General features: G+C 38.8%; 27 protein-coding genes. 1 reads left to right on the top strand and 26 read right to left on the bottom strand.

Features of this window, described 5'->3' with window-relative positions; all coding sequences use genetic code 11:
- Positions 1-421: 421 nt before the first annotated feature.
- Positions 422-925: a hypothetical protein gene (locus HU824_RS06060; RefSeq protein ID WP_016274571.1), complete on the top strand. Its 504-nt coding sequence runs from the start codon at positions 422-424 to the stop codon at positions 923-925.
- Positions 926-1,011: 86 nt separating this feature from the next.
- Here HU824_RS06060 and HU824_RS06055 read toward each other — a convergent pair whose 3' ends face one another.
- The 26 genes from HU824_RS06055 to HU824_RS05930 all read right to left on the bottom strand — a co-directional run bounded on the left by HU824_RS06055 (position 1,012) and on the right by HU824_RS05930 (position 22,288).
- Positions 1,012-3,474 carry an ADP-ribosyltransferase domain-containing protein gene (locus tag HU824_RS06055; RefSeq protein ID WP_016274570.1) on the bottom strand — a complete coding sequence of 821 codons (2,463 nt, stop codon included), beginning with the start codon at positions 3,472-3,474 and terminating at the stop codon, positions 1,012-1,014.
- A 174-nt stretch (positions 3,475-3,648) separates the two neighbouring features.
- Positions 3,649-5,073, bottom strand: coding sequence for a phage portal protein (locus HU824_RS06050; RefSeq protein ID WP_016274568.1), 1,425 nt, complete (start codon positions 5,071-5,073; stop codon positions 3,649-3,651).
- An 11-nt stretch (positions 5,074-5,084) separates the two neighbouring features.
- Entirely contained in the window at positions 5,085-6,512 is a 1,428-nt protein-coding gene (locus tag HU824_RS06045; RefSeq protein WP_032941288.1) for a phage terminase large subunit, read from the bottom strand.
- Complete coding sequence (locus HU824_RS06040) at positions 6,499-6,966, bottom strand: hypothetical protein (protein WP_005850340.1); 468 nt, start codon at positions 6,964-6,966, stop codon at positions 6,499-6,501. Before HU824_RS06040 ends, HU824_RS06045 begins: the two co-directional genes overlap by 14 nt.
- A gap of 104 nt (positions 6,967-7,070) precedes the next feature.
- The gene (locus HU824_RS06035) at positions 7,071-7,310 is read right to left on the bottom strand and encodes a hypothetical protein (RefSeq protein ID WP_005850342.1); all 240 of its coding nucleotides are present in this window, start codon (positions 7,308-7,310) and stop codon (positions 7,071-7,073) included.
- A gap of 36 nt (positions 7,311-7,346) precedes the next feature.
- On the bottom strand, positions 7,347-7,958 hold the full coding sequence (locus HU824_RS06030; protein ID WP_016274566.1) for a hypothetical protein: 612 nt from the start codon (positions 7,956-7,958) through the stop codon (positions 7,347-7,349).
- Positions 7,936-9,054, bottom strand: a complete 1,119-nt coding sequence (locus HU824_RS06025) for a DUF4417 domain-containing protein (RefSeq protein ID WP_016274565.1) — start codon at positions 9,052-9,054, stop codon at positions 7,936-7,938. The genes HU824_RS06030 and HU824_RS06025 overlap by 23 nt, the downstream gene beginning before the upstream one ends.
- Before the next feature lies 1 nt (position 9,055).
- A complete protein-coding gene (locus HU824_RS06020) occupies positions 9,056-9,466 on the bottom strand; it encodes a hypothetical protein (RefSeq protein WP_016274564.1) in 411 nt (136 codons plus the stop codon).
- Between the two features lie 26 nt (positions 9,467-9,492).
- The gene (locus HU824_RS06015; RefSeq protein WP_005850349.1) at positions 9,493-9,933 is read right to left on the bottom strand and encodes a hypothetical protein; all 441 of its coding nucleotides are present in this window, start codon (positions 9,931-9,933) and stop codon (positions 9,493-9,495) included.
- On the bottom strand, positions 9,930-10,322 hold the full coding sequence (locus HU824_RS06010; RefSeq protein WP_016274563.1) for a hypothetical protein: 393 nt from the start codon (positions 10,320-10,322) through the stop codon (positions 9,930-9,932). Before HU824_RS06010 ends, HU824_RS06015 begins: the two co-directional genes overlap by 4 nt.
- 4 nt (positions 10,323-10,326) lie before the next feature.
- A complete protein-coding gene (locus HU824_RS06005; protein ID WP_016274562.1) occupies positions 10,327-10,899 on the bottom strand; it encodes a 3'-5' exonuclease in 573 nt (190 codons plus the stop codon).
- On the bottom strand, positions 10,896-11,708 hold the full coding sequence (locus HU824_RS06000) for a ParB/RepB/Spo0J family partition protein (RefSeq protein WP_016274561.1): 813 nt from the start codon (positions 11,706-11,708) through the stop codon (positions 10,896-10,898). The genes HU824_RS06005 and HU824_RS06000 overlap by 4 nt, the downstream gene beginning before the upstream one ends.
- A 159-nt stretch (positions 11,709-11,867) precedes the next feature.
- Positions 11,868-12,758 (bottom strand): DNA (cytosine-5-)-methyltransferase, encoded by an 891-nt coding sequence (dcm, locus tag HU824_RS05995; protein ID WP_016274560.1) that lies wholly within the window; start codon positions 12,756-12,758, stop codon positions 11,868-11,870.
- A gap of 1 nt (position 12,759) precedes the next feature.
- Positions 12,760-13,218 (bottom strand): hypothetical protein, encoded by a 459-nt coding sequence (locus HU824_RS05990; RefSeq protein WP_225663146.1) that lies wholly within the window; start codon positions 13,216-13,218, stop codon positions 12,760-12,762.
- Between the two features lie 17 nt (positions 13,219-13,235).
- Positions 13,236-13,799, bottom strand: coding sequence for a hypothetical protein (locus HU824_RS05985; RefSeq protein ID WP_016274558.1), 564 nt, complete (start codon positions 13,797-13,799; stop codon positions 13,236-13,238).
- On the bottom strand, positions 13,796-14,452 hold the full coding sequence (locus HU824_RS05980; RefSeq protein WP_225663145.1) for an AAA family ATPase: 657 nt from the start codon (positions 14,450-14,452) through the stop codon (positions 13,796-13,798). Before HU824_RS05980 ends, HU824_RS05985 begins: the two co-directional genes overlap by 4 nt.
- Positions 14,376-15,209: a hypothetical protein gene (locus HU824_RS05975; protein WP_225663144.1), complete on the bottom strand. Its 834-nt coding sequence runs from the start codon at positions 15,207-15,209 to the stop codon at positions 14,376-14,378. Before HU824_RS05975 ends, HU824_RS05980 begins: the two co-directional genes overlap by 77 nt.
- Before the next feature lie 10 nt (positions 15,210-15,219).
- Entirely contained in the window at positions 15,220-15,978 is a 759-nt protein-coding gene (locus HU824_RS05970) for a hypothetical protein (RefSeq protein WP_016274555.1), read from the bottom strand.
- Positions 15,979-16,174: 196 nt separating this feature from the next.
- A complete protein-coding gene (locus HU824_RS19695; RefSeq protein ID WP_255260476.1) occupies positions 16,175-16,444 on the bottom strand; it encodes a hypothetical protein in 270 nt (89 codons plus the stop codon).
- A 367-nt stretch (positions 16,445-16,811) separates the two neighbouring features.
- Positions 16,812-17,393 (bottom strand): hypothetical protein, encoded by a 582-nt coding sequence (locus HU824_RS05960; protein ID WP_176468365.1) that lies wholly within the window; start codon positions 17,391-17,393, stop codon positions 16,812-16,814.
- 119 nt (positions 17,394-17,512) lie between these two features.
- Positions 17,513-17,965: a hypothetical protein gene (locus tag HU824_RS05955; RefSeq protein WP_016274551.1), complete on the bottom strand. Its 453-nt coding sequence runs from the start codon at positions 17,963-17,965 to the stop codon at positions 17,513-17,515.
- Positions 17,955-18,320 (bottom strand): hypothetical protein, encoded by a 366-nt coding sequence (locus tag HU824_RS05950; RefSeq protein WP_016274550.1) that lies wholly within the window; start codon positions 18,318-18,320, stop codon positions 17,955-17,957. The genes HU824_RS05955 and HU824_RS05950 overlap by 11 nt, the downstream gene beginning before the upstream one ends.
- A 2-nt stretch (positions 18,321-18,322) precedes the next feature.
- Positions 18,323-19,051, bottom strand: a complete 729-nt coding sequence (locus HU824_RS05945; RefSeq protein WP_032941377.1) for an MBL fold metallo-hydrolase — start codon at positions 19,049-19,051, stop codon at positions 18,323-18,325.
- Between the two features lie 5 nt (positions 19,052-19,056).
- Entirely contained in the window at positions 19,057-20,043 is a 987-nt protein-coding gene (locus HU824_RS05940) for a recombinase RecT (protein WP_115502324.1), read from the bottom strand.
- Between the two features lie 14 nt (positions 20,044-20,057).
- On the bottom strand, positions 20,058-22,052 hold the full coding sequence (locus tag HU824_RS05935; RefSeq protein WP_016274547.1) for an AAA family ATPase: 1,995 nt from the start codon (positions 22,050-22,052) through the stop codon (positions 20,058-20,060).
- Positions 22,049-22,288 (bottom strand): hypothetical protein, encoded by a 240-nt coding sequence (locus HU824_RS05930; protein WP_255260475.1) that lies wholly within the window; start codon positions 22,286-22,288, stop codon positions 22,049-22,051. The genes HU824_RS05935 and HU824_RS05930 overlap by 4 nt, the downstream gene beginning before the upstream one ends.
- Positions 22,289-22,468 lie beyond the last annotated feature (180 nt).

Raw genomic sequence — 22,468 nt, 5'->3', positions numbered from 1 at the left:
GGCCAATGTTAAACTTAAGGACATAGATCTCTGGGCCAAGGAGAATCTATCTCCGAATCGGGTGGCTCTGCGTTCCAGAACACTCAATAATGCGAGTTAATTTTGGAACATAGAACTGAACACCCTAATTAATAACATAAACGGATTAATTTTCTCATAAATAGCACTATATTTGCAGTTAGAAATAAAATATGAACTAATATAGCATTGGCTATTGTTGTGAGGATCAAGAAACGACCAATTTCATAAACAAACCTCAAGTAACAATAAGCTAATGCCCATGCCGTGTAGCGTGGGCATTACTTTTGTATAGGTTTGTGAGCTTTGGTCGGCTTCTTGATCGTACAGAGTAAGCCCACGTTTTTTTTGTGGGTTTATGAATAGCCTTTTAATGGAATATAAACCAATAAAATTGTACGATATGAGAAAGTTATTTTTATTTTTAATGTATCTTATAGTTTGTAACTCTATCCATGCTCAAAAAATTGTCAAAGACGAAACAGATGAGTTTACAGGAAATCGGATTACTGAAACAAATTACATTAGCTTTAGTGATGGTTTTACTTGTGCTTTACATAAAGTTAATAATACAATACTTCTAAAGACTACTTATAATTGTGGCGATAAAGTTTATAGCATGGAAAAAGGAGCCGATTTAATGCTCAAATTAGAAAACGATAGTATCATTACATTAAACAATGAAGAGGATGCTGTTGCTGAATATTGGAGCCTAAATCTTGGAAAAACCTTTATTGAGCATTTTAATCTTAAAACAAGATATATTATTCCAGATGAAGTATATACATTGTTGAAAACGCATAAAATTCGGACGGTTAGATTTTACACTACAGATGGATATATAACTGAAAATGTATCAGAAAAACGAGCAAAAAAAATATTGAAGCTATTTAGTTTATTGAAGTAAAATTGTATATTTTCATCTGTTGAGAGCTGATGATAGCTGCTTTAGGGCAGTTCAGAGCCATTTCCAGCGTTGGTAATGGCTCTTTCTTATATCTCTTCCAGCTCAACTACCCAGCCTTTTCCAAAGCCGTATTTTCGTGTTTCTTCCTGATAAACATTCAGCACCTTAAAACGGGATCCGGCACGAAACACAATTTCATCTTCACTTGTATAATGAGAAATGGCTTTTACATCTACACCCTTCTTACTTTTGATAACCAGCATTAGGTTATCTCCAAAGATAGCAGTTCTATCAATATTGGTAGTAGAGGACATGAAGGCTTTGTTTACATAGGGTTGCCCGGATGATAGACACGCTTTCATTTCTTGAATATACTTATCCAGCTTCATAGCGTCAAAGCTGATACCAGAGAATACAGTACCATTATAGCGAGGCATTTTTTCTAAGGCAGCATTACAAGCCGGATAATATTTTTGGCATAATCCCCCATAATCTTGTATTTTGCCAAAGTACGGATCTACAATACCATAACCGTAATTATTACACCACTTGGAGCCGTATGTATAGCGGTTTATCAAAGCAAGTTCATCTACGGATATACCCGTTTTTTTGCTATAACGCTCCATTGCTCCAGCTTCACTACTATAGTTCTGCCAACGTCCACCGATGGCGTTATTAGCACTATGATTAACTGGCGCATTTATATACTCTTCCAGTGCTTTTTTTGCCAGTTCCTCAGTTTCTCCATTCAGTTTAACCAACTTGCCTTGTTTTGATACATACTTTAAAGCCAACTCCTTTTTATAATCAGCAAGCCGGACATAACAAGCACTTACTTCACTATTCCACTGACTGCCGTATAGATCCATAGCCTTATCATATTCAGATTGGAGCCTTGCTATTTCCAGCTTTTCTTTTTCTGTTGCGTAAAGATCCAAAGTAGATCCGTCCGCACCTTGTTTAACCAGCTTTGCGAGCCGAGCCTTTTCTATCTCTTGTATTTTGGCAGTCGCTTTTGCTGTCAAGGCTTGTATCTCATTTGCAGTTGCTTCATTGGCTATAGCCTCATTCAGTTCTGCCAGAATCGAATTTAACGGTTTACTCTTGCTTTTATAGTTCAAAATAGGTTTGGCAGCATTTACGGCTTGCTGGTATTGAAATTTTGCCTCAACTATAGCCAGCTCTTTTTTAAGCATTTTCACCATTTCGGGAGAAGTCGGGAATTTATTCTTTTCCTCAACCCAATTAGCCTCAAACTTTAGCTTCTTGATTTGGTACTCCAAATCACCAGTAGAGATTTTGGCTTTGAATGAATCGAAAGCCTCATATAGCTTTTGTACGTTTTCTTCCCCATATTGAGCAACCAGCCCTTTGTAGTGTTTTTGCTCAGGTGTGAGAGGATGCAAGATTTCTTCTATATCCGTATAGTTATCCTTGACGAAATAGGGTAGAGTGCCTTTTGTTTTGGCTTCATTCATGCGATCTTCGTTATCCTTTACCCATTGCACAAATTCATCTGGAAACTCCGTTATTTGCCCTTTCTTGCTTATTTCTTCATCTTCTACAGCCAGGATCTTGTTAAGCATATCCTCTATATCATCTTCACCAGCTAAAATAGGGATCATGTAGCACCGACAATTCGGATGCCAACCAGTCCATTTAAACGTTTTGGGATATTTGCCAGCAAGCTCATCGCAAATATCATGGCATGGGTGGTTGTTTGACAGCTTGATTTCATAGCCAATTATAAAATCTAATTGCCCCCATCGTTCAAAATCAGCAGTTCTGTAGGCTATATTGGTTTCTGTACGTGCCAAACGTTGGGCGTTACGGTATGAAGATCTATATACCCCACGTCCAGGATGATACTTCTTTGGGTTATCATCTACCCATTTATAACTTTCGGTTTCTTTGTCATATATCCTACGTTTCCATACACGACCATACACAGTATTTCCGTTTTCATCCTCACCGACCTTTATTCTGAATTTTCTGTAAAAGCGATCAGGATCTTGTAGGTAGGTCTGTATTTTGGAAGCTAACTTGTTGGCTCCTGTACCCTCTCCTATAGCCAAATCCAAGCAGTTTTCAAGCTCTTCTTTAAATTGTCCTGTGTACCTCCATACCTTTTGTGATAGGCTTAGCCCTTCTTCTCCTGTTTTCCGAGCAAAGAAAGCGTCCATAGCCTCCATATTGCGCTTAAAGAATCGGGCAAAGTGGTTATCATTGATAGAGTTTTCACCGAACACACTTTTTACCAGCTCATCGTTATGTTGGTTGGAAAGCAACCATTCATTTTGCACGTCATTCCTTATCTCTTGATACAAACGGCTGTACATTTCTCTAAATATGGCTGTAGCCTCATCACTATAGCCATATTCGGAGAAAGAGAACGGTTTACCTTCTTCCAACTCCGTACCTTTTACCAGGTTAATAATCTGGAGTAAGTAGTTTTGATAAATCGCACGTACATTAGCTGCGTACCCTTCTGTACGTTTAAACAGCTCTTTTTGTAGCTGCGTGGAATTGACGTATTTAGTTTTTGCCATTGCGCTTTAACTCAAAGTGTTCACAGTGATCTTTGTTTAAGAATTTAGAGTATTTGAAGAAAGGACACCGACAAAGGAAGAACTCACCTTTATAATCCTTCTCGTGCCAGTCGTAAGAGTGCTTGCAATCCCTACAATGGTACTTTGTTTCTGATAGTTTTACTTTCTTTGCCATTATTCACCTCCACCGAACACATCTATTCTGTTTAACTCCTGCTGTTTAGCTATGGCTTCTAAATCTTCCTGCTTCAAACGCTCAATTTCCGTTTTTGCATCTTTGATAAGGTAGCTCATTTCCACATAAGTTTGTCGGCTCATCGCTCCATCGTTATACTGCTTTGATATATCAGCAAGAATATCGCTCACATCTTCACCGAATGGCTCTTGAAACTCATGCCCTAACTGTAATGCTTCATATTCGGCTTTGTGCTGGTAGTCCAAAACATTACCCAGAATAGCACGTAGCAAATTACCCGTTCTATTCATGTAATTATCGTGGGTTTCCTTTCGTTTCTCAGCTTTAATCACTGCAAGAAGCATTACTTTTCTGATAGCTTTAGCAGACAGATTGCCCAAACTCTTCATATTGTCAAAATCTATGTTAGGAGTGAAAGATTTTGAAAGAATATGCTTATCCAGCCGTTCGTATTCATTTGTCTTGCTTTGTGAAGCCTGATCCCATGTAAGGTATTCAATCTTACCACCATTCTTTAGAATGAATAGTTTTGCCTCTTCTTCTGCTTTAGGCAAGCTGTTAAGCACTTCTGCGGTTGCTACCATTGCCGGGTTAGCAAATCTATCATTTACATCTGCATCTGTAGATTCCATGCTTTCTACACGGTGTATCATGGGCTGTGTTCCTTCATGCTCTAACTCTTGTTCAAAGAGGATAACGGGAATTTTCCCTATCACATTAGGGATTGCCTTCACTTCCCAACCTACACTAACACGCTTACAGTAGTAAACCGTATCATCTTTGTAAATATCCACATGGTAAATGCTCCGATTGCCGGATTCATTCAGATAATACCCCCAAGCAAAAGCAGTCATACGCTTATACTGATCTTTGATAAGGTAAATATCATCACCGTTTTGTTTAGATAACACATTCAATAATACATCTGGTTTTCCTTCTTTATTTCGGAACACATGAAATAGCATAGCGGAAGTACCCTCAGCACCAGCAACACGTTTAGCCTCTCTTACATTGGCGTTGAAGCGTAAACGCTCCAGCAGTTTTATATATTGCTCAAAAGCATAATCAGTACCCTTGCTTCTTTGCGTCCATTTTACTGGTCTGCCATATAAGAAAACAAGCGCAATTTCATTGATAAAAGACTGATAGGGGATAGGAATTTTCCAACGCTTTTGCCATCTAAGGAAATTCCCTTTCTTATCATAAACGGCTTTATCTTGCCTTTTCATAACCTCATGGTTTTCTACCTTGTACTCCAGCAAGGCTTTTTCAGCAAAGCCGGAACGATCTTGCATATAGTTCAAGGCTCTTGAAATATCCTTAGCCTCCAACAAAGACGTAAAATTTTGCTGATAGCCTACAGCAGCTTTTACTTCATTCTTGATAACATTAAAAAATCCCATAATTCAAATTTTTAAATAACTCCTAATCTTGCTTCTATATCATCTGGTATATCATACTCGTTATAGTCAAACCAACAGCGCATTAAAAACACATCTCGCCAGTCTGGAGAACATCTAATTTCCTGCTTGATTTCCTCTTTCGGTTTTAGCTTTAATTTGCCTTCTCCGTCCACATCCCATGTTTGCAACTGCTCCAGTTCAAGGATAATTTGCTCTTTGTCTGCCGAGCTTAACAGTTCCTCATTGATCCCAATCTCTGAGGCGTTTATGTGTTCTGCCAGCTTGTAACCGCATTGTGTTTGCAAGTTCTGGTAGTTCTCATCCTTTAAAGCACGACTGTTATTTACAAAGCCTTGTATGTCGCAATTATCCACCACGCCACCGCCTACACCGTCCTCATCAGCGATACACCGCCATTTAGGTATTCTGTATTTTTTCTGGAAGTGTTGAATACATTTCTGTATGTCCGTAGTTTTACTTAGTGGAAAGCATTTTAAGTCTATGATCGTATAACCATCCCAAACGCAAATCCGGGCGTAATCGGATCCAAATCGGGCTATATCTGCTGTTATATAGTTTTTCCCATTGGTTATTGATAGCAGATTATTAAAAATGGCTGTGATCGCATCGTGAGAACAAAGCGCATTGGGGTTGTCGTCATACTCCCAATTACCTTTTAGCAAACGCTCTCTTTTAACCTTATCTTTGGTTGTTCTCAAACCTTCTATGTAGTCTGGATCTATGAAGGGGTTTTCTTGTACCAAACAACCCAGATAGTACATATACTCAGGTAATATACCTTTCTTGAATGGAGTGTAAAAGGTATCATACATCCAGTTCTTTTTAGGGTTACACGTGATAAACAACTTTCGTTTTAACCCTAACTCATTATTCAAGTGGCGACCTACACGAGTTTTAAGAGTGTCATAAGCACCGAAGTTTACTTCTCCACCTTCTTCTATCCAACCGCCAGTATATTCTATAGATCCGTATCTTTCATAAAAAGGATCTCCAGGCTTATACATCAAATCCAGCAAATCTATACGGGATCCGTTGTAAAACTCTATATAGTTATACTGCCCATTGTATTTATACAAAGTATCTTCTACTCCGTATTGGTTACAAACCTTATAGAAAGTTATTAAGGTAGATTGGGTAATACGCTTTAACTCAGCTCGACCAATAAACCATTTGGAACCTGTATAACAAAGGCACATAAAAAGAAGCCAGGCAGCACCAGTCCACGACTTAGCACCACCAGCAGCACCACCATACAAAAACTCTGCGTGCTCATTGTCTGTAAGGATCTGCAAAGCCTTTTCCTGCTTTTCGTGCTTCTTTCCATCCTTAACAGTAATGAAGTCAAAACAGCCACGTTTAAACAGCTCTATTTTGACTGCAAGAGCCATTGGTATTTGTATGTTTTTATTTTTTGCCATTCATCTTTTCCAATAGTCCATGATAAACCAAAAGATCTTCGGTTGAAAGTTTGGATAGATCCGGCTCCAGTCCACCAGACACATTAGCGTTTATATCCCCTTCTATCGGTTGGGCTGCTTTGCCAAAAATTCTATCGAATATCATTTCAACCGTTGAAGTCCGACCAAAGCGAATATCTGTGAAGATTGCACTGATAATATTGCACACCCAAATAGGAGTAGTGCTATCTTCTCTGTTTGCGTCAGCCATGATTTTATTTAGCTCTCCTTTGGAGCGTTCAAGAAGAAACCGAATTGTTTTATAATAGTCCTCTTTGCTCAGCTCATAATCTACTTTTTTACCTGTAAGCTCTTTGAGCTGTTTATACATTGAGGGCTTCCGACCATTTTTCTTTGGCTGGTTTTCGCTTGTGAATCTATTCCCTATGTTATTGCCTTTCTCAAAGAGTGCCATTCCGTTGTTTATTCGTTGTTTTTTGGCGTACATATACACCAATTAAGGAAAGAAAAAATCAGATAGGAACTCCCACCTGATTAATTCTTTACCTGGTTAATTTATCATTGTTCCTTTTGTTCCTGCTCTTGGTACTTTGCCCAAAACCAGGCTATCATATCACCGTTGTAGTTGTCTATGTAATCATCTACAGCGTCCAACTCATCCGATAATGCTTCGGCTTTGTCTATTACGTCATTGAAGGCTTCTTGTTCTTCTTCCGTAGCCATAAACGGATCGTACTTTTCATTTAGCTGCTTTTGAATAAGCTGCTTTTGCAAATCGGTTAATTCTATTTTATCCATAGCTCAATATTTTATTGGGTTTTCCGCAAATATACGTTATAATTTATACTTCTTGATTATATCTTTAGCTGCTTTTGTGTACTTATCTGCCTTACCATGAACGGCTTTTGTACATACTTCTGCCCAGAACTCGTTTACATTGGTTTTGGCATATTTACCATAACCTTGTTTCGACTTATCATTACCCCATTTCTTATAAAGGCTGTTTATGCTTTTACTTGCTGCCTTTGCATTGGGGCTTGTTAAATGGTTGTTCCAAGTTGCGTGCGCCAGCTCGTGAGTAACAATATGTGCTACTGGCTTGTTGGTTTTCGTCAAGTGTCCGCTTTTGTAGCCCTTCTCAGCCCATTTAGCAACGCTTTGGGTTGTGGTGTTTTTCCCATTGAAAACGGATTTATTCAAAACGACTTGTTTAGATACTCCATTTTGGGAAATATGCACCCCACCCGTACCAGCCTCCAGTTGCCCAATCTTAATATCTTTCTGTCTTACTCCCAAAACAGAGTGAAAACGTGAGATACTTTCTTTTACAGACTTGTACACCTTAGGGTTCTTAATTGAAGCCAAAGGTTCCAGTTTGCCTACCGTACCTTTGTAGTTTGAATCGCCATTCGGCAAACCTCCATTACTTCCGCTTGTTTTTGCCATCTTTTTTTGAACTTTTATCGTTAATAAAGTCCTGGACGTAAACCAGGCTGTTGTCTATGCAAAACTTTCTGATCTCATCACCACCGCCATACACAAGCAAGTTAGGAGTTTGCAAACCGGATATTTCTTTGGCTACTTCAAGCTCTCCTTTCAGATATTCCAACCGACCAGCATAGCCACGAGTGAAAAAAGCATTATAGCCTTTAGGCAAGCCCATTTTGTTATACTCTCTGAACTTTATAGAAACATTCAAATCTGCGTACACCTTAATACCGCACTCCTGAAAGTATCGGCTTATCCAGCGTTTCTTGTAAATCTGTTGTAAACCGTAAGCTATCGGGGTTGTATCGTAAACGGAAAGGTTTGGCTCTACCAACGCTTTTACACCACTGGTTAGCACCTTGATCGGATCTTTCCAAATAGCTTCAAAGCGATAATCATCTACATAGAAGTGGTAAGTAGCAACATCTTTCCTTAATCGGCTATCAGCTCCCCAGGGGGCAAAAGGCAAAAGAAGTTTTCCGGCTTGTTCTTCCAGCAACAAATTAGGAATGTCAAACTCATTATTGCTCTCATACAAGCAATCATTAAGCATGGATCTGTAAAAATCCTCTTTTTCATCCGCTATCGGATTATCTTCCGAGCCTTCCTCTTTCTCGTTGTCCTCTTGTTCTTCATCGGCTGCTTCCTCATCTTCCGGCTGTTTATCCTCTACTGGAATATCTAAACCGATAAAAGAGAAATCAGCCTTGTTGCTCCAATCTCCAAGCTGTAGCTTTTCAAAATCCCATTCACCATTGTTGATGTTATCCCTTAGAACTATATCCGCTTCCTGCTCTTCGGTCAGGTTGTGGTACAAGATTGTCGGCACTTCCGATATTTTCAGCTTCTTTGCAGCCTTTATCCGTTGGTGTCCTGCCAGTACATATAACTTTCCTTCACGCTCAGATAAGGCAATAGGGCGGTGCTTCCAGAAACCATTTATGCGGATGGAATCTACCAAACGCTCTAAATCTCTCTTGCTTATCTTTCGTGGGTTATCATCCAACAAAGTTAGATCCGAGATTTTACGGTAAACAATCTCTATCTCTTCCATGTTAAACCTCCTTTTCAAGTTCAGGAATACGGGCAATCTTTCTGAAAGCCTCCACAAAGCGCATCAACAGATAAAGTTTCCGCTTCCCTAAAAACATAACCTTATGCCCGTCCGTCATTCTGCCTACAGCGTAAAATTTTCCTCTATAATGCAATGGCAACGGGAATTTATCATACACATAGATACAACCGTTCTCTATACTCGTGATCGTTGCCACCCTATTAAACTTACCATCCAGATATACGGTAATAGATTTACCTGGTGTAATCGAATCATACGGTAGGAAAAGATTTGCAAAGTGCATAGCGGTAATGAATACCGCTAAAGCACCTGCTACTATAAAGATAGTTGTCGTAATAGTCATAATATCAATGTTATCAATTAATGCAAAGATATAAATTTTGGCGTACATATACACCAATAAAGAGCAAAAAACATCTAAAAGCCAAATACTAACATGGCAGCATCCCTACTATGCTCGTTGGTTTGCTTTTTCCATCCCGTAAGCTGCTTGAAATATTCCTGGCTCATCTTTGTTATATTCCGTTTAGGAGCAACCATTTCAAACTCAACACCAAGTTCGGTAAGGTAATCTTCCCAAATTGTAGCATCACGTTTTACGGATCCTACACCTTGTAGCCTCTTCCGTTCCTCTTCACGTGTCATTCTCTCTGTACCAAACCAGGTGCGTTGTCGTGGATCCTCCACTCTTACTATGATTTTATCGCCTACACCCGTCTTTTGCATATCCGCATAAGACTGAACAACCGCCATAGCCCTATGAATAGGCATTTGTTTTACCATTTCCAAAGAACGCTTTCGGTTATCCCAGATAGCAATCCCGGTATGTACACCTGTATCAATCCCTATATAAATCATTCTTCCCTTTCCTCAAATTCAACATCTTCCGTATCGCCAAAAGAGCCTGGAATCTGATAAAGCACTACGGTATTATCGCTAATCTGCTGCTCCCTTGAAGGCATTAGCATTGTCATAAGACAATTATTCGGAGCGTATTTATAGCGAATCTCCTTAATCATAGGCAAACCTACAGGATGTTGGCTGTGAATCGCTACGCTCAGAAGGTTATCAGTAATTTCAACTTTGACAATAGCGCAACCATGAAGGAATGTACCAAACCTATATTCTCCGAACTCATCTTTTGTAAACGGATCGCTTTTTGCAGTTGATTCAAGTTCTTTTATAAACTCCGGGTTAAGTTTCTTCTTTTTCCAATACTGAGGAAGTTGAATATTAATCTTTTCCATAACATTACATTTTATATGGTGAAACAATATCGTAAATAGATTTGCATACTTGAATGTCATACAAGGCATCATGTAGCCGGCTTTCGTCTATTTCTATGCCGAGTACCTTTGCTACAGTTCCTTGCTTGAAATTTTCCATCTGTGAGCGTCGAGAAGCCAGATAAGGAGTTGCCAAAACCATTACATCTATAGAATTGCTCCAGAAGTAAGATCCGAAATATTTATCCCCATTCTGTAAAAACCATGCACGGAGAAACTGGTTATCAAATGAAGCATTATTATAACCAGCAAGGAAAAACTTATCCTGCTTATTGTACTTATCCACGTATTTGTTCAAAATAGCCGTAAATTGTCCGTACACATACCCCATTGCCGGATAAGATAGGATTTGCTCTTTGGTTACACCAGCCACATCTAAAGCCTCTTGCACTATTTCCGCTTTAGGGTTAGGCTGTACCTTGAAATCAAAGGTTTCTTTTACTTCACCGTCTATAACGATCATACCGCTAATTTGGTGGATCCCATGTTTGTTTACTAACGTTCCTGTAGTTTCCAGGTCAAAAAACACTACTTTCATTTACTCAATTTTTTATATTGTTTCATTGCATTACTCAAACTCTCTGTTTTATCCAGAAGGATAGCCAGCTTATCCACATCTACCATAACACCGCCATCCAGATAAGCCCACACCTTACGGAGTGCCTGAGCTATCTCTTTGGCTTCCTTAGCCTCTTTCTGTACAGCGTTAATCTCTTTATTGGTAACAGTCCTTTTCCCTTGCTTTTCGGCTAATTCTACGGCTTTTCTCGTGGCGTTTACTTGTTCCTCTTCCGTATCGTAATTGGCTACAATGTCTTTAGCAGCAGAAGCCGATATTTGTTTGTTTATAATACGTTCCTGAATCTCTATAGGGAGATCCATTAGGGATAAGCATTTACTCACAAAAGCCGGAGATTTTTTAAACTTCTCAGCTATCTCATTTTGGGTATATCCGAACTCTTCTTTAAAGCGTTTGAACATGATACCGCACTCATATTCAGAAAAACGCTTTCCCTCGTTTCTCATCATCTGCTCAATTAGAAGCTCTTCCGTACTTGTGTCTTTAGGCAGCTTCAAAGCCTTAATGTAAGGAATGTTTATACCCTCTTCAATCGCAAGCATGGTAGCCCGATAGCGTCTTTCACCATCCACCAGCTTGTACCGTTCTATACCATCCTTATCTTTGAAAGGAAGTACGGTAATAGGGTTAAGAACTCCTTTAGCCTTGATTTGCTCCTTTAATTCCTCTAAATCGAAATCTCTACGAGCATTGAAATCATCCATTACCACTATGTTACGTGGATCTATCTGGAAAATATCAGTTCTTTTTGTTGCATTAGTTTCCATTTTTATTAACTATTGGGTTGATAATGTTTACAGCTTTTCTTTCTGGTTGTTATCCGTTTACCTAACTTGTAGCAATACATTTGGGTTGTATGAGGATAACACCAATAGTATTTACATTCGCTACAATGCTTTATTACACTCATCGCTTATTTAATATATTCATTTTTCATTACTTATACCTTTTAGTATGTGAGCGATAACATCTACAGTCCACCCGTTTCCTATAACCTTTTTTCTGGCGGACAACGGAATTCCAGAAGTATATCCGTCTGGAAGTGTTTGCAATCTTTCGTATTCCGTTATATTCAACTCAACAAGATTACTTCCTACAACAAAACCATAATTGCAAGCTGTATTCAGAGTATTGGTTTTTCCTTGTGAAACTCTCCCTCTCCTTGTTTTGCTGTTTGGTACTTCAAGATTAACACAATCCCCATCATGTGCTGTTGCGAATCCTATCTTAGTAGCATTCCTCACATAAAAAACTCCATTATCATTTTTTATTATTACAGGATGGTTGTTTATCACTTTGTGATAGCCACTTGTATAAATATCGGATATTGATATATTCATGTCCGGTATATTCTTATCGAACGGAATGTTAGTCCAATAAAGACGTTGCCTTTTTTGGGCAGAAAACATTGCGCTGTCTATCATCACAGGAGATACTCCAAGAAATTGTGATATTTGGTTTTCCCATTCTTTTTTCATTACTACATTTTCAAGTAAAAACCATCTTGGCTTAACCTCATTGAGGCATCTTAGGTATTCATAGAACAACCCACTTTTGCCTTCAAATCCAGTATTATCTCCCGATCTTGAAAATGATTGGCAAGGGGATCCACCTATAACTATATCTATATCATTCAATTTCAAGCAATCAAGTTTCGTTATGTCTCCAAGTCTAACTATATCAGGGAAATTACGCCTACTTACCTCAATAGCATATTTATCTATTTCGGAAGCATAGTAATGATTACACTCTATCCCAGCACGCTTCATAGCTAACATTCCGCAACTAATTCCGTCAAACAAACTTAAAACATTCATGCTAATATCTATATTTCGTAAAGTGAATCACCACACCTTCAAACACGTTCTCTTTGCTACTACCAAAGAACCACTCTACAAAGTCCTCTACACTCAGACCATCATTTTTCGCTACTTCATGGATTGAAACTTTCTTGTTGTCTATCCATATTTCAGGATAAGCATCCTCAGAGCTATATGTCATGGTTACGTGTTGCAGTCCGATTTTGGGTAATTGGGCTATTTCCTTTTGCTCCGAATTATATGGTCTGCCAGTCCATTCACGTATTGAAAGATATTTTTTACCAGAAACAATATCTTTATACCGTCCATCCCATACATTTTTTGCGTTGTATCGGATTGTATGAATCTTACTTTTGTCTTTCAACTTCTTTTCAAAGTCTGTAGCCTCACCAGCTTTGCTATGAGTTACGGGGAAAGACTTGCATAAGGTTAATATTACTTTTTTCTTTTCCATCATTGTTTTTACTTAGTGAATTAGTAACTCTTACCGTGCATCTTCTCTCTACTTTCGTTGTAATACATCTTTTGCTGAATATGCCAGCTAAGATTTATTTTAAGAATCTCAGATAACCTTCGTATCTGGTGGAGAGCATAATTTATCTGTTCTTCCTGGGAATATTTATAATTCACCATATCTTTCACGATAGCATATATATTCTCAGTAAAACTTTTCTTAGGAGTAACCACGTGCTGTAAACAGAATCTATTTAAGTTCAGATTATTTGCTCCAGCAAGATCCAGCAAGCGTATAGCAGCATCGGCTAATTCATCTTCTACTGTATCTTTCACATACTCTTCAAAGTTTTCTCTGAAATACTTGTTTTCATGGTGGAAAGTACGATTATCGAATATTGTTTCTTTTCTGTTGGCTGGTACTCTTGCAAACTTATTTCTTCTATGGGCGTTCACAGCTTCCATAAGCTCCGAAATAACCAGGCAAAGAAAGTGCTCATCACTGGGGTTATTTTCCCAAAATCCATGTTCTACAGCGTTTGCATGGGCTTTGTCCCGAAGTTCATTCCATTTTATTTCGCTCATTTTCTATAACTCTTGTTTTGGTAATAAATACGTTCAAACATTTCTTCCATCCGATCAGCTATTCTTATACCGTAACGTTCCCCAAAATCTGAATCTTTGAGATTGGAAGTTGCGATAGTGAATAACTGTCTATCATATCTGGCATAAAGCAGTTCTACCACTGGTGAGAACTCGTTACCCCAACTTTTTACACTTGCTGGTTCAGTTCCTATATCATCAATAAAAAGCAGTTTTTGATTTTTGAGCTTATTGAAGTACATAGGATCATTAGCCACATTTTTTGCCAAATCCAAAGCTGAAACCCGGAATACACCTTTTCGCTCACTGGATATGGAGCTATTGTGTAGAATACCAATAAGGTTACAAATCGCCTTGCCTAAAGTAGATTTGCCGGATCCCACTATTCCATATAGCAGCAATCCTACCTTATAATCACCAGTAAGCCATTTTGCAGCCTTTTCTATTTTCTCCAGTGTTTCCTTATCTTCCTGAAACGGAATACGCCTTTTGCGCACCTCATGCTGATAGCACATAAGCAGCATTTCCTGAACCGTTTCCTTAGAATATCCTTCTATTCTAAATCGTGTTTCTGTAGTCGTTTCCAGTTGCCGATCCAGGATCTTTTGAAGCTGATTCTTTATGTTTATATCCATACTTTTGTATTTCTTCGTTATATCTATTTACTACCCAGTTTAGTATGGCTCTATAGTCAGAACTATACTTTTTCCCTTTTGATCCTTTATAGTTATCAAGTATTTCAATCATCCGTTTGGCTCCTTCCTCAGAATATTCAGCGCATAACTTAGCGTATTCATCCCTTGTTAGTGTTACGAACTCAGCATACTTGTATTTTTTTGCCTTCTCAGCCTTTTTTTGCTGCTCTGGCGTTAAAGGTGGTGGGCTTTCTTGTGGAAACAGTAAAACTTCCTGTTGCGGTTGTTGGGGCTGCTCTTGTAGGATCGTTTCTGCTTCTGCTTTTGGAATGAAAACCCTTGCCTTAGTGATCTCACCCCCTTTCTTACCTGCCAGCCTTCTTTTCTCACTTATCAGGTTGTCTTTTACCATACGCCTACTATAAATAGCTCCATCTTCCCGAACTTCACACACCTTGTTTTCTATCAAAGAATCTACCCATTTAGAAGATTCTGAGCAATCCGTACCTATGATACGGGCTATATCCTCTTTCGTACAAGGCTGTCCGTTTGGCATAACCATAACACCACGTTCTACACTTTCCCACATATAGCATAACATATCCATCCACAAGCCCCTAACGTCTGGTGGAAGTACCCTTAATTCAGGACACCTCAACCAATCGCCAACATAGAAAGGCATAGGAGTTTCTTGTTTTCTTGCCATAGAGAGAATTTTTAAGGAAGCCGGGATAATTCCCAGCTTTCCTATAATCATGTTTGAACGGTTACACTTCCAGAATTGCAATATCGGGGGCAATATCCTTGATCTTATCCAGCACCTCATCAATACACTTATCTCTATAACTTTCCATCACTTCATTTGCTCCTGGAGAAACAAGTTGCAAAAACACTTCTCCATTTGTCAGATAATGATCGAACTCAATTTCGATGGGCTGTTTTGCAGTTCCCTTGAAGATAGCCATGTTTACGGTAAAGCTCTTTGGTAAATTACTTTCTACCTGGCAACGGTAAACATCAGCAACGGAGCCAGAAGGATCTCTTTGTTTCTCAATCTCTGCCTTTGCTTTTGCATTGAAGTTTTTGAGATTGGAAACAAGCACCATGCACTTTTCTTTATCTTCAAACAAACCACGATTCAGACGCAAAAATTGTCCTAATTTGGCAGGAATCCACCCCTTTTCACCATCATTAATACCGAACTTCTCAAATGTTTCAGATACTTCAACCATACCAGTGAACGTGTTTTTATTGTAATAATCATCTTCGTTTACAGTGAGCTGAATTGTCATTTTCTCACGATTCACAACGACATTTGCACGTTTCTGATCTACAGTGTCTATTCGCTTGGAAAGCCATTCATACGGAGTGGAGATAGTGCCGGAAACACTGATCTTTTCCGGGGCTTTGGTTGCAAGCGGTTGCTGTGCTTGTGCTGCGTCACCAAGTCTATAAACTACTTCAATAGGTTTTTCTCCTGTGTAATGTTCGATGTTAATGTTCAAACCTTTGTTTTTTTCTTCCATAATGTTTTAAAAATTAATAAATTAATAAATTAATAAATTAATTATCTGTACCAGTCAAGCGTACTGCCATTTGAATTGTTTTCTGCCTTTCTTCCGGCTTCATAGGTCTTTCTTCCAGCAAATAACCGTCTGGTGTATAGTAACCTACTCTTCCTTCGTCCTGGTCTATAAACTTGTAGCACTCGCCATTGATGTACTAACCGCCCTTTCTTAAATCGTCAAGCATTTTCCCGATTCGTTCTTGCAGTGGTTTCATTTTTCCTTTGAAGTCAGCTTTAACTACCTCAAAATTCTCTGTTAGTTCTTTCATTTTTATTTGAACTTCCACAAGATTAGCCCGAAGCTCATTTGTTTCTTCTTGAGAGAACTTTGAGAGATAACTTCTCTCTACGACTTCATCGCAGCTATCACGTAAAATTTGCGCTCTTTGCTCCACTGGAGTATCAGCCAACATTATATCTTTCATTGCAAAATAAGTTTGATTATTAATGAATTGAAGTCTATTTGAAAGTGGTACTTATTCAAGAGAACAAACAGTAAAATTGCGATTCCTAATATGTTATCTATAATTCTCCATATAAACCACTTCTTAGGGATAAGGCTTAAAACAATCAATGCAAGAAAACCTATCCATTGAGAGCTTATTACACCTATGAAGCACAATATAAGGTAGATCCAGTTGCACATTCTCCAAACAGCGAAAACTGGGCTTATCTCAGTGAGATCGTTTTTGTCCTTATACTTTTCCACAGCAGCGAAAACTTTTTTGCAAGCTGCCAAATTCAGCACTTCAAAGAAAAGGCAGAAGACTATCAGTATATAAAATATTGTTGTCATTCTTGCACCTTCTTTACATTAAACATCAAATAATCAAACCACAATTCAATGAATTGCTGCCCGAAATACTTTGCTTTCTCTCTTGATTCTTGCCAAAGCCGAGAGCCGACATACGCATTCGCATGCGAGGGGGCGTAATACGTAGACGCATAACCGAAGCCCGCACGATTGTTTATAGCGTCAATAACTGGAATATACACAAGCCCTTCTGTTTCTTTGATTTCTCTCTCAGTCCACAAAGCAAACCAGGGAAAATAGAAACGGCTGCTACCGCTTGCGTCCGGTTTAGGCTGGTAATTCTTACCCCACAAAGCCTGGCTGATTGTTTCAAGTTTGATTAAGGCAATAATTTCTTTTCTTACTCCAGCAGAACGCAAAGCCTTCTCATCAATAGGGGAACACTTTAAAGCAGCACACGCATCATCATAACTTCGGATTGTCGTGTAATCATCAAGGGTAGGGGTTGGTTTCTTTTCACCTTTGCAGAACAAGGCTACCAACACGTTTTTCACTTCTTCACTTTTAGCAACGTCTAAAGCTGCCTTTACTTCAATCTCAGTAATTTCAATTACTTTCATCTTTTAAAGATTTTAATCGTTTGACAATTTTGTTAGTTAATCGTATCGCATTATCCACTCTGGTACTTCTACCTTCGTGTGGGATATTTTCTATTAGCACTGGAATAAGCCGGATAAGCTCATTTACCAAGTGGTTGGGTATTTTCTTCATCGGCTTTCCTCCAGTTAGGATCGGGATCAGGTATTTCTATATTCAAGTATTCCAAAGCATACTCTCTGAGCTTCTCGCAATATGTTGAGAATGTTAGCGTGTCCATTGTTGCAGTTGATCCGGGAAACTCTATAATTTCACCCGTATGTTTGTTTACTACTTTGTCCTTAGTCATTTGAGCCTTAAAAAACTCGTGTACTTGTTCCACACTTGTAAACTCCCATCCGGCATTAAGCAACCCATCTAACAGCATTGGATAGATACACCCCCATAGCCAGCCGTTTTGATCGTTGGAGCGTGGCTTCCTAACCTTTTTCACTATTACCTGGTAAATCCCATCTACCGAATGAGAAAACAAGTCGTATAACGGTCTGAGGTTGAATAGCCCACCCTTCTTTTCTATCAAAACTTTATTTGTCATATAGCTGTAGCTGTTTTTCTAAACTCTTTCTAACTGCGTGTATGGCTCCTTCTCTACCTTCAAGGCTTCTCAGGTAATCTTCCAGCTCCTTACGTGTTTCTGCGATATAGTAGCCTTCACTCGTGGCGATCAGCCCAATCACCATACCCGAAAGTCTAATATGGTTGATAATCTTTCTTATTCGTGGACTATCAATTTTACACCCATAAGACTTTAAAGCCGAACACATCGCTTTATTTGTAATCGCTTTAGATTTACCTACCTTACCGTGAAGCCCTTGTACTATGAGAGGCAGAATAACTTTGTCCTCATAATCGGTTAGAGGTTTTGTTTGCTCTGAAAATCCTTGTATCATACCTAAAAATTGTTTAAGGTTATACTTAAACCTGGTTTAGCGGCATAAACCGCCTTTCCAGTAAGTTTTTGCACCTCAGATACAAATAAATGCTCATCGCTGTTATTAGATGAGAGGTGTAAAAGAACTATGTTTGCAACGTTGCTCAAATCGTTTTCTTTTAGAGCTTGTTTGCAACTTTCCAGTTCCATGTGAGAAACCATTAACCTGTTTCTTTGCGTAAGAGGAACACGCCCAGCATTAATGCTTTCTATCAGTTTCGTATCAGAGTAATTACATTCAATCAGTATATGATTCAATCCAGAAAAAGTATATTCAGACTGGCAACTATCCGTTAAAAACATAATACTACCACAATCCGGGTGCTTAATGAAATAGCCAACACAAGGTACATCGTGGAAAGCAGGGAAGGGGATCACCCGAAAACCACCAAGCAGATAGCCTAATCCTACTTTAATGGCTTTTACTCTGGAGCCTTTCAATTCCTTGCTTTCTATCACTTCTGAAAGAGCCAATACATGAAAGCCACAATCTACCATTGCCTTAGCATATTTAGCATGATCGTTATGCTGATGAGTTATTAAGCAGCCTACTACTTTGCGAATATTGAAATCCAAAGCCTTTTTTACGTCTATGAAACGTATTCCAGCCTCGATAATCAAAGCCTCATTGCCGTTATCCAGTATGTAGCAATTACCACTGGACGAACTGCCCAAAACTCTTAATTCCATTCCCATTAGAAACCTGGCTTATTTTCATTGGAAGCCGTTGCAGTATTGGCACTGGTAGTAGAAACTTCCTCAAAGCTAACATCTGACACATCAAAACGCTGTGTTCCCCTTGTGGGCATAGCGTCTGTATGCTCTTCCGCACCCTCAACATCATTTTCAAATGCTTGTTGCATTTCTATAGAGAGATAGCCGTATTTACTAAGTAAATTTCTAATAACGGTTTTGATAGCCATCCCATGAAAATTACCGAGCCATCCAACGGTTTTACTGTCTGCCGAGAAGGGCAGTTCGGCAAGTTTCATAAGGCTTTCTACAGTTGTTTCCTTCTTTAACCCTTTTGAGTAGCGTTTGGCGTGGGTAGCCATTTGTTCAACAGTCATGTACAACGTCTTAGAGAAGCCGTTAAGCAATTCAAAATAGCAGAAGTAACCTATGATCTTATCAGACTTCTTTTCTCCATCAAAAGCGATCTCGCCAGTAAGTTTGTTCACTTTACGAACTTCACCATCAAAAACGACATCTGCGTTAATGGTACGGTATTGATTGGATCTTTCCGCAAGCTGAATATAACCTTTGTACCCTAATTGAAACGTTGGCTCCATAACCTTGATATACTTTTGGGTAGGCTTACCGTCTGAGCCAATTTTGGGCTTACCGTTTTCGTCCAGATCATCTACTTTTTTGCTGTTATTGAAAGGGATAATGAAAGCGTACCCCAAAGCCTTATTGATTGGCAATTTCAAAACAGCAGCTTTCAGACATTCCGCTACAACCGCTTTCGGCTCACATAATTGTAAATTTGAATCCGAGTTGTAAAGATCAATAATGGAAGCAACAAATGTGGAAGCATTCTTAGACAGCGCATTTTTAAATTGTTCCATTACAGAAGGAGCGTTAAGCATAGTTTTCAGCACATCTATTTTTTTTGCCTGTGCTGGCATTTTCGTTGATTGAGTATTAACTACTTGTGTACCATTTGAATTTTCTTGCATCATAAAATTATTATTTAAAGTTGTTTGTATTCTTCCATTGTTCCATTTCCGGCAACACGTATCATCAAAGATTTATCTTTGCTAACCACGAGGTTTATTACTTGCGACATGGTAGGTATAAGCTCGTTCACACTTTCCCGATTATCAATGAAAATGGGTGCTGTGATACCTACCGATCGACATATAGCGTTTATTATATCCAGCCCGGCATTGATTTTTGAAGCATTATTTACATCGGCAAACGGCACACCATCCACAGAGCAAAAGCAGGTTATAGCCTCATTCCCATTCAACTTTTCGCTGATAAACGAAAACTTAACCAAAGAGAACATTCCGTTAATACGTTCCATCAGCTTGTTGTCTTTTTCTTTCTGGAAGTCTTGTACCAAAAACTCCAAACGTTCTTGTTCTGCCAGAGCTTCATTGTTTTTATCTCTTCTATCCTCCAGATCCTCAATAACTTTATTGGAACGCTCTATAGTATCACGTTTACCCAGCTTCTTATTCAGCTCATCTATAGCCTCAGAAAGAATAGCCTTATCTTCTTTCAACTCTGTTATGTCTATAGGTTTGGCTTCTGCCTTTAACTGGTTTTCAAGATCTACGATTTCATTACTGAGAGAAATCCAGGTAGGATCGGAAAGAATGATCTTTTGTGTATCTTGTTCTTCCGGCATATTCCCTTTACATTCATTGATATTATGCACCAATATTTCTTTCTCGTTACTCAACTGAGTTATAGTAGCTTGAATAATTGAACACTGCTTTTTAAGCTCTTCAACTTTTGCAGCTTTTTCCTTGCCTTCATTTTGTACTGCTTTCAGTCGGTTTGCCTTATTGAGATTAAAATTGTTCTGTAATTCTTGTTGCTTGGCTTGAATATCTTCTACCTCCAACTCTCTTTTACAAGTCGGGCAAATAAAAGCTCCTTCCGGGTACTGTAACGTTTCCGCATCTATGGCATAGAACTTGCCTCTCAATACTTCCAAATCATTGTTTAGAGCTTCGATAGTAGCTTTGATACGAGAATGATCCTCTTGTTTACGGAATATTTCAGCATCCTTGCTTTTAACTTGATATTCCAGCTTTGAAATATTATCCAGTACGTCATGGTAGGACTTATTGGCATTTTGTCTTATCTCATTTTCTCTTTGCGACTTGGCAAGTTTTTTGTTCCCGATTTGCTTTTGCAACTCAGATTTGGCTTTGAACTCTGCTTCTATCTGCTTGCTTTTATCGGCTAACTGGCTATCAATATCTTTAATTTTCTCTTTTTTGTCGGCTATTTCCTTCTTCAAAACCGCCCAATCCTCACTTTCAGGCATTGCATCACGTACCGAATCAATTCTACCAGGAATACCCTTTAGCTCATCTTTGATAGCTGATTTCTTAGAGGCTATTTCTTTTGCTAATTGCTCTAAGGTTCTGCCGGAAATAAGACTAATCAGCTCTTGAAACTTTGGATTGATATTAGCTACTTCCTCATTCGTAACGTTACCAGCCATTTCAAGCAGCATAGCTTTCTGATCTTGCGCTTTCATGGTCGGGAAATATAATGGGTTAGTAATCATCCTAAATACATCTTCCGGCAAGATCGCTGCTACTTCCGCATCATACTCCTTTTTTGTTTTGAGTTTTACACCATTCAAATAAAACTCTGTAGCATGGTTTTGAAGGACACCAGCGTTTACACCGCTTCCCCATTTCTCAACATAGTTACGTTGCAGTTCAACATCTCTGCCATTTATAGACAATACACCAGTTACGCTATGTACAAGGTGTAAGATTGGTTTTCCATCTTCTCCCAACGTTTTAATGTTAAAGTTGGTATCAGCCCTATTCGTGCTGTCCTTCCCAAATAACAGCCACAAGAACGCATCTTGAAGCGTTGTCTTTCCTGTGCCATTTTCACCACAGATAAAGGTGTTTTTATCTGTAAACTCTACTGTTAGATCCTGAATTTTCTTGAAATTCTTTAGGATCAATTTCTTTAAGAATACTTCTTTCATAATTTGTTTATATAAGTGTCTATTTTCTCTGTCTTTTCGATAGTTAATAATTCAGCTCTGGAGTATAGTATTTTGGAGCGTTTCTCTGTCCCATTCCTTGTAGGGTGTACAAGTTGCTGGCGTACCCACCGTTTTACACGAGCCTCACCGAATGATTTATAAGCCTCCCTTTGGGAAATGAGATCTTTTGCCGGAAATACCATTTTTGCGTAATTAGCTGCTCCAAGTTCTGCCATGTCACGACAAAGGTTTTTAAGCTCGTATAGCTCCAGTACAATACCCATTATCTACATTTCCTTTTCCGTATTCTTTTAGCCCTCAACATTTTTCTGAAATAGTGCTGTACGCTTTCTGTATTGTACTGGTTATCTGTATAAAGTACATAGAACATCAGGAAGCACATAGCCGTAAATAGA

The sequence above is a fragment of the Bacteroides sp. L10-4 genome (assembly GCF_013373675.1).
In the GTDB taxonomy this organism is placed as follows: Bacteria; Bacteroidota; Bacteroidia; order Bacteroidales; family Bacteroidaceae; genus Bacteroides; species Bacteroides muris.
This window is presented reverse-complemented; position numbering and strand designations above follow the sequence as displayed.

Excerpts from the sequence above, each read along its gene's own strand:
- HU824_RS05975 (WP_225663144.1), bottom strand. The coding sequence starts at position 15,209 with ATGATTATAGGAAAGCTGGGAATTATCCCGGCTTCCTTAAAAATTCTC.
- HU824_RS19695 (WP_255260476.1), bottom strand. The coding sequence starts at position 16,444 with ATGAAAGATATAATGTTGGCTGATACTCCAGTGGAGCAAAGAGCGCAA.
- HU824_RS06055 (WP_016274570.1), bottom strand. The coding sequence starts at position 3,474 with ATGGCAAAAACTAAATACGTCAATTCCACGCAGCTACAAAAAGAGCTG.
- HU824_RS06045 (WP_032941288.1), bottom strand. The coding sequence starts at position 6,512 with ATGGCAAAAAATAAAAACATACAAATACCAATGGCTCTTGCAGTCAAA.
- HU824_RS05960 (WP_176468365.1), bottom strand. The coding sequence starts at position 17,393 with ATGAAAGTAATTGAAATTACTGAGATTGAAGTAAAGGCAGCTTTAGAC.
- HU824_RS06040 (WP_005850340.1), bottom strand. The coding sequence starts at position 6,966 with ATGGCACTCTTTGAGAAAGGCAATAACATAGGGAATAGATTCACAAGC.
- HU824_RS05970 (WP_016274555.1), bottom strand. The coding sequence starts at position 15,978 with ATGGAAGAAAAAAACAAAGGTTTGAACATTAACATCGAACATTACACA.
- HU824_RS05985 (WP_016274558.1), bottom strand. The coding sequence starts at position 13,799 with ATGAGCGAAATAAAATGGAATGAACTTCGGGACAAAGCCCATGCAAAC.
- HU824_RS06005 (WP_016274562.1), bottom strand. The coding sequence starts at position 10,899 with ATGAAAGTAGTGTTTTTTGACCTGGAAACTACAGGAACGTTAGTAAAC.
- HU824_RS06015 (WP_005850349.1), bottom strand. The coding sequence starts at position 9,933 with ATGATTTATATAGGGATTGATACAGGTGTACATACCGGGATTGCTATC.
- HU824_RS06010 (WP_016274563.1), bottom strand. The coding sequence starts at position 10,322 with ATGGAAAAGATTAATATTCAACTTCCTCAGTATTGGAAAAAGAAGAAA.
- HU824_RS05990 (WP_225663146.1), bottom strand. The coding sequence starts at position 13,218 with ATGATGGAAAAGAAAAAAGTAATATTAACCTTATGCAAGTCTTTCCCC.
- HU824_RS05935 (WP_016274547.1), bottom strand. The coding sequence starts at position 22,052 with ATGAAAGAAGTATTCTTAAAGAAATTGATCCTAAAGAATTTCAAGAAA.
- HU824_RS06060 (WP_016274571.1), top strand. The coding sequence starts at position 422 with ATGAGAAAGTTATTTTTATTTTTAATGTATCTTATAGTTTGTAACTCT.
- HU824_RS05930 (WP_255260475.1), bottom strand. The coding sequence starts at position 22,288 with ATGGCAGAACTTGGAGCAGCTAATTACGCAAAAATGGTATTTCCGGCA.
- HU824_RS05940 (WP_115502324.1), bottom strand. The coding sequence starts at position 20,043 with ATGCAAGAAAATTCAAATGGTACACAAGTAGTTAATACTCAATCAACG.
- HU824_RS05955 (WP_016274551.1), bottom strand. The coding sequence starts at position 17,965 with ATGACAAATAAAGTTTTGATAGAAAAGAAGGGTGGGCTATTCAACCTC.
- HU824_RS05980 (WP_225663145.1), bottom strand. The coding sequence starts at position 14,452 with ATGGATATAAACATAAAGAATCAGCTTCAAAAGATCCTGGATCGGCAA.
- HU824_RS05945 (WP_032941377.1), bottom strand. The coding sequence starts at position 19,051 with ATGGAATTAAGAGTTTTGGGCAGTTCGTCCAGTGGTAATTGCTACATA.
- dcm (WP_016274560.1), bottom strand. The coding sequence starts at position 12,758 with ATGAATGTTTTAAGTTTGTTTGACGGAATTAGTTGCGGAATGTTAGCT.
- HU824_RS06030 (WP_016274566.1), bottom strand. The coding sequence starts at position 7,958 with ATGGCAAAAACAAGCGGAAGTAATGGAGGTTTGCCGAATGGCGATTCA.
- HU824_RS06020 (WP_016274564.1), bottom strand. The coding sequence starts at position 9,466 with ATGTACGCCAAAATTTATATCTTTGCATTAATTGATAACATTGATATT.
- HU824_RS06050 (WP_016274568.1), bottom strand. The coding sequence starts at position 5,073 with ATGGGATTTTTTAATGTTATCAAGAATGAAGTAAAAGCTGCTGTAGGC.
- HU824_RS06025 (WP_016274565.1), bottom strand. The coding sequence starts at position 9,054 with ATGGAAGAGATAGAGATTGTTTACCGTAAAATCTCGGATCTAACTTTG.
- HU824_RS06035 (WP_005850342.1), bottom strand. The coding sequence starts at position 7,310 with ATGGATAAAATAGAATTAACCGATTTGCAAAAGCAGCTTATTCAAAAG.
- HU824_RS06000 (WP_016274561.1), bottom strand. The coding sequence starts at position 11,708 with ATGGAAACTAATGCAACAAAAAGAACTGATATTTTCCAGATAGATCCA.
- HU824_RS05950 (WP_016274550.1), bottom strand. The coding sequence starts at position 18,320 with ATGATACAAGGATTTTCAGAGCAAACAAAACCTCTAACCGATTATGAG.